Below are 18,302 nucleotides of genomic sequence, written 5' to 3' on the forward strand. Positions count from 1 at the left end.
CCGACCGCGTGCTGGCCCCGTGCGATGACCTACCGCGCCGCCGTCGGCGTCTCGCCGAAGCGGCGGCGGAAGCAGCGGTTGAAATAGGACACTTCGTTAAAGCCGCAGGCGAGCGCGATGTCGCTGATCTTCAGCAAATCATTGCGGCGATCGGCGAGCATCGTACGCGCCTTCTGCAGGCGGAGTTCCAGCACGCGTTCGCTGAAGCCGGTGCCGGTCTCCGCCAGCAGCTTCTGCACGTAGTTCGCGGACACGCCGAGCCTGACTGCCACGCGCTGGATCGAGAAGACCGGATCGGCAAAGCCGTCGCGGATCTCGGCCAGGATTTCGGTGCATCGCGCCGCGCGCAGGCCGCGGGTGCGCGCGAGCATCGCCGCATCGCGCTCCGCGCCGACGGCCAGCGCGACCAGGTCGATGAGCGTCACCTCGATATGCTCCCGCAAGGCCGGATCGTCCGGGATGCCGTCATTGGCGATCAGCATACCGAGATAGCGCCGGAGGTGGATCATCGCCGGCAGCGAACCGTCGATCGGACTGTGGGAGAGGTCGCCGGGGTTCGGTACCAGGCCCTGCAACGCGCGGCTCGGGATCCGGAATGACAGGCAGTTCTCGGCGGGCTCGCAGCGCCAGGCTTCGCCAGGGCGGAACAGCACCGCCTGGCCCTGGGTGAGGAGCGCTTCGCGGTCGGATTGCGGAAACGAGAACAGCAGCGACGAGGCGTGGGATGCGAAATTGAAGCTCAGCGTATAGCCATCGAGCGCGCCCGCCTGTTGCTTCGAGCGCGCCACCGAGATCGGCGTGCCCTTGAAATAGCCCAGCAGCGTTTCCTTGAAGGGGGCAACGACCCATTCGCCGTGAAAAGGACCATCGCCGACCTGCGACATCTCCGCCGCACCGAACCGGCTGCGGAAGGCATCGTGCCACGCATTGAAGCGCGCTTCGTCGTCGATCCCGGCCGGCAGGTCGGTCGTAGACACGATCATCTTCTGCATCAGGTCAATCCTGCATCGGGGGTTCAGCCGTGCATGCGATCGATGCACGGGAGGGGCGGGATGGCAGGAGCATGTCTGAACGTCCTGAGCGGTTTCACTTCAATTCCGAGAGATCAATTTAAGTTGGTCGCTTCGGGGGCGTGTCGGTTCAGGATGGGCCGATGTTACGGCAACGTGGTCGAACGCTCAACAACGCCGCGGCTGCCTTGTCCAGTATAGGTCAAGTGGGGTCATGTCCGGTTCAAGGCGCGCAGGGGAAAAGTGTTGCGAAACCGCAGCAATGCGGAGAAACCTCATCGGGTTCATCAATCGGACAAGTACAGTCCAGCGCTGAGCAAGACGATTCTTCGAAGCTGCTTTAGCTGATCCGCTTCCGGAGGGATTTGCCTTCCGTCGCTGGGATCGGTCATGCTTCGATATTATCGCCGTTCGTCTCGTCGCCTTTCCATGCTGCTCGGCACGACCGCTATCGCGCTCGTTGCCGGTTTGTCGCCGTCATTTGCGGACCAATTGGTCTGGAACGGCAGCCAGTCGTCGAACTGGTCGGTTGCCAACAACTGGACCATCATCCCCGGCGGTGGCAACGCGGTGCCGACGGGATCGGACGCGGTCTTCTTCGACTCGGCATCCGTGCCGCCAGCGGTGCTGTCCAGCGGCACCGGCTACGCGAACGGGATCGACGTCGCTCAGGCCAACAGCGGTGCTCTGACCGTCAGCTCCGGCGCGCAGCTGTTCTCGTCGACCGGCATCATCGGCGACGGCTCGCACGCGACCGGCGCCGTGAGCGTGACGGGCGCCGGCTCGAACTGGAGTGTGGTCAACGGGCAGGCGCTCTATGTCGGCAATTACGGGAACGGCACGCTGAACCTTACCGCAGGCGGCACGGCAGGCGCCACGCTGGTCGCGATCGGCAATTTCGCCGGCAGTTCTGGAACCGTCAACGTCGACGGCGCGGGATCTGTTTTTACCGCCGCCGGTTCGCTGACGGTCGGACTATATGGCACCGGTATGCTCAAGGTCTCCAACGCCGGGCAGGTGCATGCCTCCAACACGGCAAACGTCAACGTCACGCTTGGCCAATATGCGGGGGCAAGCGGGGCCGTCACCATCGACGGCAACGGTTCGAAGCTCACCACCAATGGCCTGGTCACGATCGGGGGGGCCGGCACGGGCACAGTCGCCTTGACCAACGGCGGAAGCTTTCAGACCACCAATTCCATCCAGATGTCGACCGGTATTGGCGGACAGGGCACCCTCACGGCCTCGGGAGCCAGCACGTCACTTCAGGTCGGCTCGACGGCCAACACCGTGCTTGAGGTCGGCATTATCGGCACAGCGAGCGTCAGCCTTGCCGCGGGCGCCACTGCCGGGGTCACCGGGTCATTGTTCGTCGCGGATCAGGCCTCCGCTGGGGGGAGCGTGACGGTGTCGGGAACAGGTTCGTCGCTGACCGTATCGCCGGTCGCCGGCTTTGGCGGTACTGCGACCATCGCCAATCAAGGCCAGGGAAGTCTCACGGTGAACACCGGCGCCACGGCGACGGTCGACGGACTGCTGGTCGGCATGCAGCCGAGCGGTCAAGGCACCGTGACCATCGATGGCAAAGGTTCGATGCTGACGGTCGTCCAGAGCAGTGGTGGCTCCCTGTTCCATGTCGGTGAATACGGTCATGGCAGCCTCGTGATCACGGGAGGTGCGACCGCGAGCGCCGCCGGCGGCTATGTCGGCGCACAGTCCGGCAGCGTGGGCGCGATCAAAATCGACGGCGCAGGCTCGGCATTCACGACCTATGCGCTCGACGTCGGTCGCAGCGGCACCGGCACGGTCAATGTCACCGCGGGGGGAAGCCTCGTTGCGCATAACCATCTTTACGTCGGTTACAATACGGGCAGCACGGGCACGCTGAACGTCGATGGTCAGAATTCATCTGCTTCGGTAGAGAATCTCTTTTACGTCGGTTCGGGCGGCTCGGGCACCGCCAATATCACCCATGGCGGCAACGTCACCGGCCGCGACGTCAGTGTGGGCGTGGCGGCGACGGGGCGGGGCACGCTGAATGTCGATGGTGCCGGCTCTTCCCTCAGCGCCCGCGATTTGAGCGTCGGCTTCTCCGGCGACGGGGCGCTGATCGTCGCCAATGGCGGCAGCGTCGTCGTGCAGAATTCGATCCAGATCGCAAGCCAGGCGGGATCGAGCGGCAGGCTGATCATCGGCGCCTCTACCGGCGGGACGGCGGTCGGCGCGGGAACGGTGAATGCGGCCGGCATTGTGTTTGGCGCCGGCAACGGCCAGCTCATCTTCAACCACACCAGTTCCGCCTACATGTTCGATGCCGCCTTGTCCGGATCTGGCACGATCTATCAGCAAGCGGGCCACACCATTATGACCGGCGATTCCAGCGGTTTTACCGGCATCGCTTCGGTCACCGGCGGAACGCTGTCCGTCAACGGCACGCTGTCGGGGGCGCCCGTCATCGTCAACAGCGACGGCACGATCGGCGGCAACGGTACGATTGGCGGCCTGCAACTGCAGGGCATCCTCGCGCCGGGAAATTCGATTGGTACGTTGAACGTCGCAGGCAACGCGGTGATCGCCGCCGGCTCGACCTTCCAGGCCCAGGTCTCACCGACAGCGTCGGACAAGCTCGCCGTCACTGGCACGACCTTGATCGGCGGCGGCAGCGTACAGGCGCAGGTCGGCGCGGGCGTCTATTCCGCGACCAATCGCTACACGATCCTGACCTCGGCTGGCGGGGTGACCGGCACGTTCGCCGGCGTCACCTCCGACGCTGCGTTCCTCACGCCGTCGCTCAGCTATGATGCCAAGGACGTCTATCTGATGCTGACGCGCAACGCCGCGGCCTTCGGCAGTATCGGCACAACGCGCAACCAGATCGCATCCGGCACCGCGGCCGATGCGTACGGCTACGGCAATGCGATGTGGAATGCCGTGGTGATGCTCAATGCGGCGCAGGCGCGCAACGCCTTCGACCAACTGTCGGGCGACATTCACGCCTCGACGCGGTCGGCGTTGATCGAGGACAGCCGGCTGTTGCGCGACGCCGCGATGGATCGCATCAGGGATGCCTTCAGTGACCTCGGCCTGCCGGGCAACCCCGCGATGGCCTATGCCTCGCTGGACCAGACGCCCGTGCGCCGCGACGCTGCTGTTGCGATCTGGGGGCGCATGATCGGATCATGGGGAGCGACCGCGAGCGACGGCAATGCCGCGGCGCTGTCGCGCGACACCAGGGGGATCGTCACTGGCACGGATGCCCTGGTGGCGGAGGGCATGCGGCTCGGCGTACTCGCAGGCTACAGCCGTACCAGCCTGCGCAGCGATGCCGATAATGCCAGCGTCGGCAGCGACGACTATCATGTCGGCGCCTATGCCGGCTGGCAGCTTGGCGCACTCGGTCTGCGTACCGGGGCCGCCTATAGCTGGCACAACCTCGACACCACACGCACGATCGCTTTCCCCGGCTTCGTCGGTCGCCTGTCGTCGGGCAGCCGGGCCGAGACCGCACAGGCCTTCGGCGAATTCGCCTATCGTTTCGACGTTGCGCCGCACAGCATGCTCGAGCCATTCGCCGCCGCTGCCTGGGTCGGGGTGCGCAGCACCGGCTTTATCGAAGCCGGCAGCGTTGCGGCGCTGACGGGCGTTGCTGCTGACACCGGCGTGACCTTCTCGACACTTGGCCTGCGCGGATCGTCGGAGGTCCAGGTCGGCGGGGCCATCGTGACGCTGAAGGGCGCGCTTGGCTGGCGCCACGCCTTCGGCGACGTGACTCCGACCATAGCCGTCGCGTTTGCCGGCGGCTCGCCCTTCACGATTGCCGGCGTGCCGATCGCACGTGACGCCGCGGCGATCGACGCAGGCCTGTCGATCGCGGTGACGCGCAACGCCACGATCGGAATCGCTTATTCCGGACAGATCGCCAAGGGCGCTCACGACAACGGCGCGAAGGCCGATTTCACCTGGAGGTTCTGAGAGGCCACTCACAACGAGAAATGGCCGGACGTCGGGCTGGGGGTCTGTTAGGTGGTGATCGATGAGGCACAGCGCAGGTATCAGCGGCTAACGAGCTACGCCTTCACTTCGCGCAACGAAGGTTTTGGCTTGACGCTGATCGTGGCGATGGCCGCCGCCGGCGCACTGGTCGCCGCGCGCGCAGGAGGCCTTGCCTAGCTCGCCTAACAAAGAAGGCCCCCCGGCTTTGCCGGGGAGGCAGCAGAAGTTCAACATTTCCGGCGGTCGAACGCGCTCGCGCGACCGGACCCTGGCAGCGCGACATAGGATTGCCGCAGTTCGACACCGTGTCTTCTCGCCAGGCGGTTGAGCTCCTTAATGGCCGCATGCAGAAGCGGCGTGCACCCGACATGGCCGCAGCCCGGGCGAGCGGCGCGATCCCCTATCCCCCCTCACCGGTTCTCCGCCAGCACGAAATCAGCGCAGCGCTCGCCGATCATCACAGCCGGGGCGTTGGTGTTGCCGCTGACGATCTTCGGCATCACCGAGACGTCGGCGACGCGCAGCCGGCTGACGCCGCGTACCTTGAGCGTGGGGTCGACCACCGCGCCATCATCCTTGCCCATGCGGCAGGTGCCTGCCGGATGGTACACCGTCTTGGCATAGCTGCGCACATGCGCCTCGATCGCCTTGTCGTCGAGGTCATCGGCTTCGCCCGGCAGCAACTCCTTCTCGATCAGCGCCTTGAGCGCCGGGGCCCGCAGGATCTTGCGTGCCAGCTTGACGCCGCGCACGAGGGCGTCGACGTCCTCCTGCTCGGCGAGATAATTCGGATCGAACAGGATCGGCGCCGAGGGATCGGCGGCGCGCAACCGCACGGTGCCGCGCGACTTCGGCCGCAGGAAACACGGGTTGATCGACATGCCGTGGCCTTCCAGCGGCTCGCGGCCGACGTCGCCGGCGAGCACCGGCAGAACGTGAAACTGGATGTCCGGCCGGCCGGTGCCGAGGGTGTCGGCAAAACCGCCGCTCTCGACGACGTTGGAGGTCAGGAGCCCCGATTTAAACAGGTAGTACTGCGCGCCATGACGCAGCGCCTTGAGGCCGCTATCGTTGCCGAGAAGGCTGATCGGCTTGCGGGCCCGGCCGTAGACAGAGACCTCGAGATGGTCCTGATAGTTGCGCCCCACCCCCTGCAGGTCCCGGATCACCGGGATGCCGAGCGCGGCGAGCTCCTGCTGAGGACCGATGCCGGACAGCAGCAGGATCTTGGGCGTCGCCAGCGCCCCGGCCGTAAGGATGACCTCGTGGCGGGCACGCGCGACGTGCTCGGCGCCATCCGCCGTGCGATAGGCGATGCCCGATGCCGCACCGTTTTCCAGCACCACTCGCGAGACGTGGGCCTCAGTGATCAGCTTGAGATTGGGCCGGCGCATCACCGGGCGCAGGTACATGACCGCGGTCGAGCCGCGCCGCCCCCGCCGCGTCGTGGTCTGGTAGAAGCCCGCGCCGAGTTGCTGCTCGCCGTTGAAATCCGGATTGAGCGGCAGGCCAACCTGCTGCGCTGCCGCGACGAAGCCGCGGCTGAACGGATGCTTATAGGCGATGTCGGTGACCGACAACGGGCCGTCGTTGCCATGGTAGCCATCGACGAGGCGGGTGTTGGCTTCGGAGCGGCGGAACACCGGCAGCACATCGCGCCACGCCCAGCCGTCGCATCCCATCTCGGCCCACTCGTCGTAATCGCGGGCCTGACCGCGGATGTAGACCATGGCATTGAGCGACGATCCACCGCCGAGCGTGCGGCCCTGCGGAACGTACATGGCGCGGTTGGCGGCCTTGGCCTGCGGCTCCGATTCGTAGACCCAGCTGCGCTCGGTGCCGATGACACGGACGAACGTCGCCGGGATGTGGATGAACATGTCGTTGTCGGCCGGCCCCGATTCGAGCAGCAGAACGCGTTTGCCGGCCTCCACCAGGCGGTTGGCGATCACACAGCCGGACGAGCCTGCACCGGCCACCACGTAGTCGAATTCCTCAGCCATTCATGCATACCTTGCGATTGGGGTTGTCGAATTGATCCGGCGCGTGCGCAATCCCGGCACTCGTATGGACAAGGGCCGAGGCCGCCAGCGATCCACGCGATCGGCGCAGGCCAGACCGGTCAGTTTCCCGGCGGTGACCTCAAAGGTTACTGCAAAGTGACTACTTTTCGCGGCCGCGCCAAACGATGTATCGAAGCGCAAGCATCCGATTTCCGCTGTGCCATCAGCGCGATCACGCCGCCCCTTCATCTTGCCGATCACGTTCCATGCCGACACTTTCCGCCTCGATCCGCAGCCCCGTTGCCAGACGCTCGCCGCACAGGCTGGATCGGCCGGGCGCGCCGCGGTAGCGCGACGTGCCCGCTGGCACGGAGCATCGGCGGCGACACAGGCTGGTGGGGATGGCGACAGCGCAGGCATGGCGGGTTCCGATTCGACGCGGGCGCGTCGTGGGAACCGCATTACTAGGGGGCCGGGACCGATCCCGCGACGGCCACGGAGGCCGCCTGCGCCAGCGATCAAGCGAAACTTCGCACGGGATAAACTGCCGCCGGGGAGCCGTCTCGATACCCCCGGAACGGAACCCGACGGACACAGATAAAACGGTGCAACGTTTTAGAAAGATTGACGAATATCCTGCCGTCGCTACGATGGCAAAAAAACAGGACCGGATCGCCGGCCGCAACGATGGAGGAAAACGATGACCATGGTCGAGGACCACCATGTTACGGTCAGCTCGGGGCAGTCTTTTGCCGAGTCTGCACGCAAGTTCTTCGGCAATATCAAGCTCGGGTTTCATGCCGATGACGACGCCGACGCGGAGTTGACGTCCGCCCCGCTCGGCGCATGCCGGCTGTCACGCATCACCGCGAGCCCGCACGGCGTCAGGGCGACACGCGTCGTGCAACGCAGCCACGATGTCGACTCGATCAAGCTGATCCTGCAGCTCGAAGGCCAGTCGATCTTCGAACAGGACAGCAAGGCATTCGCGCTCGGACCGAAGTCCTGGATCGTTTACGATCCGACCCGCCCGTACCAGCTCAACAACCAGTCGCGCATCAGCCAGTTGCTGCTGCAGGTGCCGCGCAACAACTTCTCGGCGGCGGCGCTGGAGCGGCTGTCGCTGCCGCATGTGTTCTGTGATGATCCTGCCGGCGTGCCGCGCGTCGTCGCCGCGTTCGTGCGCTCGACCATGGACGAGATTGCACAGTTCGAAGAGCTGGAGGCTTCGCGTGTCGGCGACTCGCTGGCACGACTGGCGACGATGATGATCTCTTCGGATCAGGAGGGAGACGATTCCTGCACGCTGCGCATCCTGCGCGCCCGCGTGAAGGCGTACATCGAGAACAACCTGTCGCGCAGCGACCTCGACATCGAGGAAATTGCCCAGCGCATGGGCTGCTCGCGGCGCTACATCTTCCGCGCGTTCCAGGCCGCGGATACGACGCCTTCGCAGTACATCTGGGATCTGCGGCTCGAGCGCACCAGGGAGCGCCTGACCGCGAACAGCTTCCGCAACGGATCGATCTCGGAGATCGCGTTCTCCTGCGGCTTCTCATCGACCGCGCATTTCTCGCGGGCCTTCCGCAAGCGCTACGGCATGTCGCCGAGCGACGCGCGCCGGCACAGCGGCTATTGACCGGCCGCGCCGCGGAGCCCTCACGGGCACCGCGGCCGGAATGCACGGCCTCAGGCCGCGCCGTCTTCCAGAAGCTTGGTGTTGGTGAACTGCTCGAAACGGCGCACCTTGCCGTCCCTGACCGTCCACAGATGGGCGGTGCGCACGCTGAACGGCCTGCCGCTCTGGCGATGCTTGCCACGATAGCCGCCGATCGCCACCACCTCGTCGCCGGCGTCGAGCAGCCGGTCGAGCCGGAACTCGAAGCCCTCGAAGGTGCTGCCGATCACCTTGAACACATTCTCGACCACGGCGGCGGGACCGACATGGGTGCCCGCGCACAGCGAGCCGTCCATCTCGATCCACTCCCCATCGGGCGCGAGATCGGCAAGCATGCCGTCGAGGTCGCCGCGGCTGCTGGCGTCATAGTGGGCTTTCACGATTTCATAAGCCGTCCGCATCTTCGCTTCCAAGTTTCACCTTTCGATCAGAGTGCGATTCCATCGTGACGGCATCGCCAGGGCGCCATCACTCCTGTTGATGACCAATTGTCTTCAGCAGCCGTTTCAGACCGGCTCCTGGCCGGGCAGATAGAACGTCATCGACGCCTTGCGGATGAGCGCACCCGCGCGGCTGTTTTCGATCTGGCCAGCGCCCGTGATACCCAGGAACTTGCCGGTCGAACGCATCGCATCGAAGTTGTAGAAAAACACCGAGGCGACGGGGATGAGGAATTCCCGGAACGTGAACACATACTGGTTGTCGTCGAACTTGTAGGTCGTGGTCAGGTCGACATCACCGTGACCGCGCTGCACGCCCACCAGACACTGCCAGCAATAGCGTTCGGACGACAGGTAGGTGTGCTCGTAAGTGTGCTGCGGGCTGTAGGTGAAATGGGCACGCAGACCGATCAGGTCGCGGCTCGGCGCCGGCACCACCGCACCGAGCGCACCATCGAGGTTGCCGATGATGCCGGGCCGGAACACCTGGGCAACGCGTGGCTCGCCGCGCACCTCACCGGCTTCACGGACGATCGAGGTGACACACAGCACCCGCCGCGTCGCCGTATTGAGCATCAGCGTCGACGCCTGCGTCGCCCGGGTCGCGAAGGCGACATCGACGAAGTAGGTGGATGGCGCGACCTCGACGACATCGCAGGGATCGCTGCCGGCGCCGTCGGCATCCGACCATGCCACCTGCCCCTCTGCGAACGCGAGATGCAGCGTGCGCGCGTCATCGAAGCGAAGATCGAACGAGCGTCCATCGAGCGCACGTGACTGCGGCAGCCGGTTGGTGTCGATGCCGGCGGCGAAGTCGTCGTAATTCTTCCAGTCTTGTGGTCGGTCCTGGGTGGACATGCGGCGGTCCCTGCATTCGCGGATCGCCGGCCTCGCAGCGGCGCGGACCGGCGCAGCGCACCCTCGCACGGCCGTGGAAGCGCACGCCAGTTCAAAGCCGGCCACGGCCGCGGGCTATCGGCATCAGACCCGATTTTGTTCGCGCCTGGTCAAGCCGCCACGAGATCGCATCGTGCACCGGCGCTTGACGATTGCGATTGTGCCGGCAGCGCTGCTGCATTGCGAATGCGCAATGCCAGCAACAGGCGATGCAGCGCAACAATGAAAGCAGGACAAAGCCGCCACAGCGATAAAAGTGGCCCGGCCCGCAGGCCGGGCCCAGTAAACAGCCGAACATCGGGAGGAATAGATTGCTGCCCGGCTGGAAGCGGACACATTGAGGCGCAAAATGGCGGTGCATCGTCCGTGCTCGTGCACCATTTCCGGGTGACGATATACAGAAACAACGCATCGCCGGGAGATCCATCGGCGGATCTGCACGCACGATCAAGCAACACTTCTCGACCGGTCTAGAACGGCGATTCTGAAGCGTTCAGAAAGCGATCCGCCGACAATCTGTGCCCCGATCGACACACTCGCGCGCATTCGTCCTGAGCCAACTTTTACTTCGCAGCCAGCGAAGCTCTTGGAAAAGCGTCACCATAGCATTTCCCCATTGCAACGACGTTGACTCGCGAAGCGTTGGCTTCACGGGGCTAGGGGGAACGATGAACTTCAAGCAGACTGCAAGCGTCCTGGTCGGCGCTGCCGCATTGACCGCGGCAAGCTTTGGCTCGGCCAGCGCCTATGAATTCGGCTCGCCCGGCTGGGCGACCAAGCCCGGCATCACCATCGGAGCGAGCGCCGGCGCGCCGCCCCCGGGCATCTACATGTTCGACCAGGTCTTCACCTATCAGGCCAACATCGTCGGTCCGGGCGCGCCGAACGTTGGCGGTGCGCGGACCCAGGTGCATGCCGCGGTCGAGGCCTCCGGTCTCGTCTTCGTACCGGGCTGGACGTTCCTTGGCGCCACCTACAACGCCGTCATCGTGCAGCCGTTCATCATGGCCGACGTCGGCAATCCGGTGAACGCGCAGCAGGCCGGCATGCACAACACCTACATCGTGCCGGTTGAATTGAGCTGGAAGCTCGGCGACAGCGGCTTCTTCATCAAGACCGGCCTCGGCATCTACACGCCGAACGGCTCGATCAGCGGCCCGGCCGGCCTCAACAACGTCGGCAACCCGTGGTGGACCTTCCAGCCCGAACTGATCGTGTCCTATCTGAAGGACGGCTGGAACATCACCGCCTTCCTGTATGAGGAGTTCAACACCAAGAACACCTATACGGGCTACCAGAGCGGTGACGTCTTCCACGCCGACTTCACCGTCACCAAGACGATCGACAAGTGGACCTTCGGTCCGGTCGCCTACTATGTCGGCCAGGTCAGCAACGACAAGTCCAGCGCGTTCTACAACGGCGCAATCAACGTGAACCGCTACAACATCTGGGCGGTTGGCGGCCTTGTCGCTTATAACTTCGGACCGGCCACCCTCACGGTGTGGGCGCTCGACGAAGTCTCGTCCAAGGCGTCCGGCGGCACGCCGAACCTCGCCGGCGGCGACACCGCCAGCATCACCAAGGGCTGGACCGCGTTCGCGAGCCTCAGCTACCGCCTCTGGGCGCCGGACGAGCCGGCCGCCCCGATCACCAAGCGCCCGGCGATCTTCAAGTAAGCGCCGGTCTGTCCGAAGCAGCCCCAAGCGGCTGCTTCGGATCGCTTCATCGACCAACGGCTGGCCGGCGAGGTGCGCGTGCGCCATCGCCGGCCGGGCCGTCTTCAGAACTCACACACAGATGGTCCGCCATGATCGAAATGAAAACCGGATCGCACCTCCTATCGACGCCATCCCGTGCTCCCGACCGCAGATCCCAGCGCGGGCAGTTCACCGGACTGCAGTTCTGGGACGGCCACGGAACTGACCTCAGGATTTCTCCCAACGATCCGGACTGCCATTTCAGCTTCGCCATCTGCATCCAGACCCGTGGTCGTGGCATGCTGCATAGCAATGGCGACAGCCATCCGCTCCATGCGGGAGAAGCGCTGCTGATCACGCCGTTCGCGCAGATCCACTGGAGCGCCGCGGATGCGCAGGCGGAATGCGTGATCGCTTCCGGCGGTCCGGTGTTCTCGCTGCGCTTTCGTCCCCACCGCCGGCACGCCATCCGCCTCGGCGAGGACGACTCGATCGGCCTCCTCCTGACCGACTGCATCCGGCGGATGAAGGATTTCGTTCCCGGCGCCGACGGCATGATCGTCCAGAAGATGGGCGAGGTGCTCGCCGATCTCATCGAGGTCGCGATCGACGAGGCTGCCGACACCGCATCCGATCAGAACTTCCTCTCCAACCTGGTGCGGGCCGAGGACCAGCTCGACAGCCCCGCGTTCGACGTCAACGCACTCGCCACCGAGCTTGGCATGACGCTGCGCTCGCTGCAGAAACGCTTCTACCAGTTCGACACCACCCCGCGCGAATGGATGGCCCAGCGCCGGCTGGAGAGGACGCGCCGCAAGCTCGATGATCCGCTGCTGGCGAGCCGGTCCATCAAACAGATCGCGTTCGACTGCGGTTTCCGCGACTTCTCCCACTTCAGCCGCTCGTTCAAGAGCGCGTTCGGGCTGTCGCCGCGCGCCTATCGGCCGTAAGGAACGGCCGGGACGCCGATTCGCACGCCTCTTGCCGCCGGATATCCCTGCACGCGCGACGCGCCGCGACGGCTTCCCCCTGCGCCGCAGCAATATTGCAGGGCGTTATGAGCACGTTGATTTGGAGAGACCAAAGAGTTGCCCTTGCAGGCAGATAGCATGGTTTCCCGCATATTGGGCTTCGATTGTAGAACGTTCGGACTTATCGTCGCATCAGGTGGAGTTGATTTGACGTCCACGTCTCACATCGCCGCAAGCGCGACGCGAACGCCAGATCCGTAACTCCACTGAGACTCGGACGTGCCGTTGGCCCCTTGATTCCGACATTCGCAGGCATGCCCGCCAGAACGGGACGCGAATGACGGCGGCGGGCCCGCCACGAACGGATGTGGGGACCGATTGCAGCAATGGATATCACCGACTGCCTCGCAAGCACGCGACATGATTTGCAGCGCCTTTCCTTTGACACGCGTCCCGCGCTTGGTGACGCCATGCCGGGTATCGGCGTTCACCACGCCCTGCCCTCGCCTCTGACCGATCTTCAGGCTCACGCGGCCGGCGACGTCCGGGTGTGCCGGATCAGCGGCGATCGTCTGCGGTACGGCCCCGCCCCCGGCGGCGATCCATCCGCCACGATGCTGGCCTCGTTCGTGATCAGCGGCTCCTGCACGGTCCGACAGGACGGCCAGGACGTTCGCATCGATGCCGGTCATTATGTCTTTCATGACCTGACACGACCGTTCCAGGTCGATTTCCAGGACCCATTCGAGGCGCTGCTGGTCGGTTTTTCCGAGAACGCGATCATCCGCGCCGTCGGCTGTCCGGAGATCATCGCCACCCAGCCATTCGGCAGCAATTCCGGCCTGTCGGCGCTGGCAGCAAGCTATCTGCATCGCCTCGCCGACTACCTGCGCGACCTCGATGAACGAACGTTTGCACGGCTGTCGGGAACCGCGGTATCCCTGCTGGCCATCAGCGCAGCCGAGATCATCAAGCCTCGCCGGCAGAACAGCTGGACTCGGTCGGCGACGTTGAAGCGCATCAAGTCGTACTCGCTCGCGCGCCTGCAGACGCCGGGCCTGTCGCCCGCCAGGGCCGCCGCGGATATCGGCATCTCGATCCGCTACCTGCATGCGCTCTTCCGGCAGGAAGGCGAAACCTTCTCGAGTTGGCTATGGAGCCAACGACTTGAAGCCTGCCGCGCCAAGATCAGCTCACCCGACTTCAAGCAGCAGACCATCGGCGCGCTGGCGCTCGAATTCGGCTTTTCGAACTTCTCGCATTTCAGCCGCCGTTTCCGCCGCGCCTACGGCGTCTCGGCACGCGAGCTGCGGATGCAGCTGTTCGGCCGCCAGAGCTGATCTGCCGCCACGAACCACAGGCGCGGTCAATCACCCGCGCCCGGCCGCCGCGGCCATTGCGTCGCCTCGGCCGGAACGAACGCCGGCCAGAACGCGAAGAACGCCATCGGCAATGCGAACGACGCGGCCGACAGTTCGCCGGACGTGCCCTGTGCGGGCAGCGACGGCTCCTGCGGCGATGACGGCTGCGATGCCTCATCGCGCTGCACGAGACGCTTGCGCCATGCCTGCAGATCGATCACCCCGGATTCTGCCATCGCAACGCTCCTGTTCCCTGCGACGCATCACGCCGCGTTGTCGTGATGCTCCTGCCGCATCGGCGGATTGGCAATGCGTGCGCGAAGAAAACAATGAACGCGTTTCGCGCGCGTACGCATGCAGCAGGTTTGTTTCCTGCAGGATCGTCCGATGAGGCTAAACCGCCGCCGGCGGCGGCGCACCGACGCAGCGCGCGCGGCCCGGAAGACGGCGCATCGCTTGTCAGCACCTGCGGAACCGATTATCGCGGACGGCATCACCCCGTTCGCTTCGGCCGCCGCACCGCGAGATCCGCCATGCCCCGAGACATCCGCCTGAACGCCTTCGCCATGAACTGCGTGGCGCATCAGTCGCCAGGGCTGTGGACCCATCCGCAGGACCGTTCCACCGACTACAACCGCCTGCCCTACTGGCTGGAACTCGCCCGCACGCTGGAGCGCGGCCGCTTCGATGGCCTGTTCCTCGCCGACGTCCTCGGCGTCTACGATGTGTTCGGCGGCAATCCCGATGCAGCACTGCGCAATGCTGCACAGGTGCCGGTCAACGATCCCTTGATGCTGGTGTCGGCGATGGCTGCGGTGACGCAACATCTCGGCTTCGGCGTCACCTGCACGCTGTCCTATGAGCCGCCATATCCGTTCGCGCGAAGGATGTCGACGCTCGACCACCTGACCGAAGGGCGCATCGGCTGGAACGTCGTCACCGGCTATCTCGACAGCGCCGCGCGCGGCATGGGTCGCGCACAGCAGACCGCCCACGATGACCGCTACGACGTCGCCGACGACTACATGGAGGTCGTCTACAAGCTCTGGGAGGGCAGCTGGCAGGACGACGCGGTGCTGCGCAACCGGACGCGCGGCATCTTCGCCGATCCCGCCAAGGTGCATCGCGTGCGCCACGACGGACCGCATTATCGCCTCGACGCCATCCATCTCAGCGAGCCGTCGCCGCAGCGCACGCCGGTGCTGTACCAGGCCGGCACCTCGCCGCGCGGCCGCATCTTCGCGGCGCGCCATGCAGAATGCGTCTTCGTGTCCGGCCCGTCGGCGAAGATCGTCGCCGCGCGAGTCGATGCGCTGCGCACGCTCGCCGCGGAAGCCGGCCGCGATCCGGCGGAGCTGCTGATTTTCAGCATCATGACGGTCATCCTCGGCGAAACCGAAGCCGAGGCCGCGGCGAAACACGCCGACTATCGCCGCCACATCAGCCATGAGGGCGCGCTGACGCTGATGTCCGGGTGGACCGGCGTCGACTTCTCGACCTACGCCCTCGACCAGGAGATCCGCCACGTCGAGAACGAGGCCGGTCGCACCGCCATGGACAACATCAGCCGCGCCGATCCCGACCGGGTATGGACCGTGCGCGAGGTTGCCGAGCATGTCGGTATCGGCGGCATCGGCCCGGTGCTGGTGGGGACCCCGGACAAGGTCGCCGACGGCATCGAGGCCTGGATCGAGGCCACCGGCGTCGATGGCCTGAACCTCGCCTTTGCTGTCTCGCCCGGCAGTTTTGCCGACGTCGCCGACCTGCTGGTCCCGGAGCTGACCCGGCGCGGGCGCTACAAAGCCGATTACCAGACCGGCACGCTACGCGAAAAGCTGTTCGGCAACGGCCGCGCGCGCCTGAGCGCGCCGCATCCGGCGACGCGCCACCGCCCGGCAGCGACATCCGGCTAGCGACGTCCACTGTCCTGGGCACAGCTTCCATCCCCCGATTCCAGGAACCCGGCCCGCCGAGCGGTCAGCCGAGCCCCTGGCCCAGCTCGCGCGGCGAGAAACGTTTCATTTTTTGTCCATGATGGAGTGTGTTGTTGCCCCATGGCAGCGATACGTCATCGAAACATTCTTCTTTTCGTGAACGTGTTGACATGAATGGCGAGCCGCGGGACGTCGATGGTGAACGTGCCCGCTGAGGACGGTCGCTGACCGCCGGCCGGCACTTACACCGGAATCGGCCGTGGGCGGATTTGCAGGCAGCAATGCTGCGTGACTGCGCGCGACCGAACGTTTGGAGATGACCGTGCTATCCTCGTACCTGTCGCGCCGTTCCGTCCTGGCCGCCTCGCTGGCGCTGACCGCCACCCTGTCCGCACCTGCGCTGTCCCTTGCCGATGACGGCCCTCTCCGGATCGGCCTGCTGGCCCCGCTGACCGGTACCGGCGGCCCCTATGGTCCGGAAGAGGAGCAGGCGGCGCGCGCCGCCGTGAAAATCATCAATGACGCAGGGGGTGTGCTCGGCCGCAAGCTCGAGCTGGTGGTGGCGGACGACGAGTCGCAGCCGACCGCCGGCGTCGCCGCCGTCCGCAAACTGATCGACGTCGACAAGGTCGTCTCGGTCGGCGGCGTGTGGAGCAGCGCGGTCGCACTCGCTGTCAAGCCGATTACGCTGGAAAGGGGCGTTCTGCTCAGCGTCAATGGCTCGGCTGACGAGATCACCGAGGGCGACAACCGCAATCTCGTGTGGCGCTTCCAGACCAATGGCCGCGCCTGGGGCGAAGCCTTCAGCAAGGCGATGGTCACCAGCGGCGTCAAGACGGCCTCGATCCTCGTGCTGCAGACGCCGTTCACCAAGAGCACGATCCAGCCGTTCCGCGACGCCTTCACCAAGGCCGGCGGCAAGGTGCTCGACGAGGTCAGCTTCAATGCCGGCCAGCCGTCCTATCGCACCGAGGTCGAGCAGGTGTTCGCCAAGAAGCCCGACGCCGTCTTCGTCGCCGCCTACATCAACGAGCTCAGCGCGATTGCCAAGGAAGCGTTCCGCTCGGGTTATGACAGCACGATCTATGCGTTCGGCAACGCTGCTGGCAGCAACGGTCAGTTCGTCAAGAATGTCGGCGCCAACGTCGCCGAGGGCGTGCATCACACCCAGCACGTGCCGGTCGGCAAGTCCGAAGCCTACAGCCGCTATCTCAAGGAGATCGGCAAGCCGGACGGCACCATCATGACCTTCGGCGCCCAGGTGTTCGACCAGATCGTGCTCACCGCGCTCGCCATCGAGAAAGCCAAGAGCACCGACGCGACGCGCTTCGGCCCCGAATTCGCAGCGCTCGCCAACGCCGACGCGCCGTCCGTCGGCGATCCCGCCGAGGCGCTCAAGCTGCTGCGCGCCGGCAAACCGTTCCGCTACGCCGGCGCGGCCTCCGATTTCCGCTTCACCGCGAACGGCGACCAGACCAACCTGACCTACGGCCACTTCGTCATCAAGTCAGGCGACAGCAAGTTGATCGGCGAGATCCGCTGAGACGATGCTCGAGGCCGACAACGTCAGCGTCGTCTACGAGGGCGGTTTCAAGGCGCTGAACGGGGTGTCCGTGCGCCTGGCGGCCGGCGCTGTCACCGCGCTGATCGGCCCCAATGGCGCAGGCAAATCGACGTTGTTCGGCGTGCTGGCCGGCGCCGTGCGCCCTGTCGCCGGCGACGTCCGGCTCGGCGGACAAACGGTCACGCGGCACGGCCCGGCATGGCGCGCGCGGCGCGGCCTTGCCCGCACCTTCCAGCTGTCAAGCGAGCTGTCCAGCCTCACAGTCCTGGAGAACCTTCTCGTGGCGCGGCCGCACGCGCGTGGCGAACGTCTCGCCTCGCTGGTGTTCGCCCGCGGCGCCATGCGCGACGAGGAAGCCGCCGGGATCGACAAGGCGCGCGCACTGCTGCAGCGCGTCGACCTGTGGCGGCTCGCGGACGCACCGGCCGGCACACTGTCGGGCGGCCAGAAAAAGCTGCTCGAGCTGTGTCGCGCGCTGATGCTCGACCCGCGCATCGTGCTGATGGACGAGCCCAGCGCAGGCGTAAACCCGACGCGCATCAGTGAGGTCGTCGCGTTCGTGCAGGCGCTTCGCCAGGAGGGCGTGACCTTCGGCCTCGTCGAGCACAACATGGCCATGGTCCGTGCGCTCAGCGACCACGTCTATGTGCTGACCGAGGGTCAGGTGCTGACCGAGGGCCGCTTCGACAACGTGATCGCCGACACCCAGGTGGCGTCGGCCTATCTGGGGACTCTGCCATAACCTCTCAGCCGA

At 65.6% G+C, this 18,302-nt stretch carries 13 protein-coding genes and 1 pseudogene; 9 read left to right on the forward strand and 5 right to left on the reverse strand.

What is annotated here, in order from left to right; translation table 11 throughout:
* Positions 1 to 29: 29 nt before the first annotated feature.
* Positions 30 to 992 (reverse strand): AraC family transcriptional regulator, encoded by a 963-nt coding sequence (locus JQ639_RS07595; protein ID WP_211965522.1) that lies wholly within the window; start codon positions 990 to 992, stop codon positions 30 to 32.
* Between the two features lie 447 nt (positions 993 to 1,439).
* Between JQ639_RS07595 and JQ639_RS07600 the strand changes: the two genes are divergently transcribed.
* Entirely contained in the window at positions 1,440 to 4,982 is a 3,543-nt protein-coding gene (locus JQ639_RS07600) for an autotransporter domain-containing protein (protein WP_211965524.1), read from the forward strand.
* A gap of 57 nt (positions 4,983 to 5,039) precedes the next feature.
* Positions 5,040 to 5,168, forward strand: a pseudogene (locus tag JQ639_RS07605) (glycosyltransferase family 4 protein); the annotation flags it as partial.
* A gap of 245 nt (positions 5,169 to 5,413) precedes the next feature.
* Here the strand turns inward: JQ639_RS07605 and JQ639_RS07610 are convergent.
* Positions 5,414 to 7,006: a GMC family oxidoreductase gene (locus JQ639_RS07610; protein WP_211965526.1), complete on the reverse strand. Its 1,593-nt coding sequence runs from the start codon at positions 7,004 to 7,006 to the stop codon at positions 5,414 to 5,416.
* A 700-nt stretch (positions 7,007 to 7,706) separates the two neighbouring features.
* Between JQ639_RS07610 and JQ639_RS07615 the strand changes: the two genes are divergently transcribed.
* Entirely contained in the window at positions 7,707 to 8,645 is a 939-nt protein-coding gene (locus JQ639_RS07615; RefSeq protein WP_211965528.1) for an AraC family transcriptional regulator, read from the forward strand.
* A gap of 50 nt (positions 8,646 to 8,695) precedes the next feature.
* Here JQ639_RS07615 and JQ639_RS07620 read toward each other — a convergent pair whose 3' ends face one another.
* Complete coding sequence (locus tag JQ639_RS07620) at positions 8,696 to 9,085, reverse strand: nuclear transport factor 2 family protein (RefSeq protein ID WP_211965530.1); 390 nt, start codon at positions 9,083 to 9,085, stop codon at positions 8,696 to 8,698.
* Positions 9,086 to 9,190: 105 nt separating this feature from the next.
* Entirely contained in the window at positions 9,191 to 9,982 is a 792-nt protein-coding gene (locus tag JQ639_RS07625) for a MoaF C-terminal domain-containing protein (protein ID WP_211965531.1), read from the reverse strand.
* 707 nt (positions 9,983 to 10,689) lie between these two features.
* Here JQ639_RS07625 and JQ639_RS07630 point away from each other — a divergent pair.
* The 3 genes from JQ639_RS07630 (at position 10,690) to JQ639_RS07640 (ending at position 14,029) form a co-directional block, all read left to right on the forward strand.
* Positions 10,690 to 11,697 carry a SphA family protein gene (locus tag JQ639_RS07630; protein ID WP_211965532.1) on the forward strand — a complete coding sequence of 336 codons (1,008 nt, stop codon included), beginning with the start codon at positions 10,690 to 10,692 and terminating at the stop codon, positions 11,695 to 11,697.
* 131 nt (positions 11,698 to 11,828) lie between these two features.
* The gene (locus tag JQ639_RS07635) at positions 11,829 to 12,668 is read left to right on the forward strand and encodes an AraC family transcriptional regulator (protein WP_211965533.1); all 840 of its coding nucleotides are present in this window, start codon (positions 11,829 to 11,831) and stop codon (positions 12,666 to 12,668) included.
* 491 nt (positions 12,669 to 13,159) lie between these two features.
* Complete coding sequence (locus tag JQ639_RS07640; protein ID WP_211965534.1) at positions 13,160 to 14,029, forward strand: helix-turn-helix domain-containing protein; 870 nt, start codon at positions 13,160 to 13,162, stop codon at positions 14,027 to 14,029.
* Positions 14,030 to 14,055: 26 nt separating this feature from the next.
* Here JQ639_RS07640 and JQ639_RS07645 read toward each other — a convergent pair whose 3' ends face one another.
* Positions 14,056 to 14,286, reverse strand: a complete 231-nt coding sequence (locus JQ639_RS07645) for a hypothetical protein (protein ID WP_211965535.1) — start codon at positions 14,284 to 14,286, stop codon at positions 14,056 to 14,058.
* Between the two features lie 297 nt (positions 14,287 to 14,583).
* Here JQ639_RS07645 and JQ639_RS07650 point away from each other — a divergent pair, with 297 nt between their 5' ends.
* The 3 genes from JQ639_RS07650 (at position 14,584) to JQ639_RS07660 (ending at position 18,290) form a co-directional block, all read left to right on the forward strand.
* The gene (locus JQ639_RS07650; RefSeq protein WP_211965536.1) at positions 14,584 to 15,963 is read left to right on the forward strand and encodes an LLM class flavin-dependent oxidoreductase; all 1,380 of its coding nucleotides are present in this window, start codon (positions 14,584 to 14,586) and stop codon (positions 15,961 to 15,963) included.
* A gap of 343 nt (positions 15,964 to 16,306) precedes the next feature.
* Positions 16,307 to 17,527: an ABC transporter substrate-binding protein gene (locus tag JQ639_RS07655; protein ID WP_211965537.1), complete on the forward strand. Its 1,221-nt coding sequence runs from the start codon at positions 16,307 to 16,309 to the stop codon at positions 17,525 to 17,527.
* A gap of 4 nt (positions 17,528 to 17,531) precedes the next feature.
* On the forward strand, positions 17,532 to 18,290 hold the full coding sequence (locus JQ639_RS07660) for an ABC transporter ATP-binding protein (RefSeq protein WP_211965538.1): 759 nt from the start codon (positions 17,532 to 17,534) through the stop codon (positions 18,288 to 18,290).
* The last annotated feature ends 12 nt before the right edge of the window (positions 18,291 to 18,302 follow it).

This window comes from Bradyrhizobium sp. U87765 SZCCT0048 (assembly GCF_018131225.1).
Lineage (GTDB): Bacteria > Pseudomonadota > Alphaproteobacteria > Rhizobiales > Xanthobacteraceae > Bradyrhizobium_A.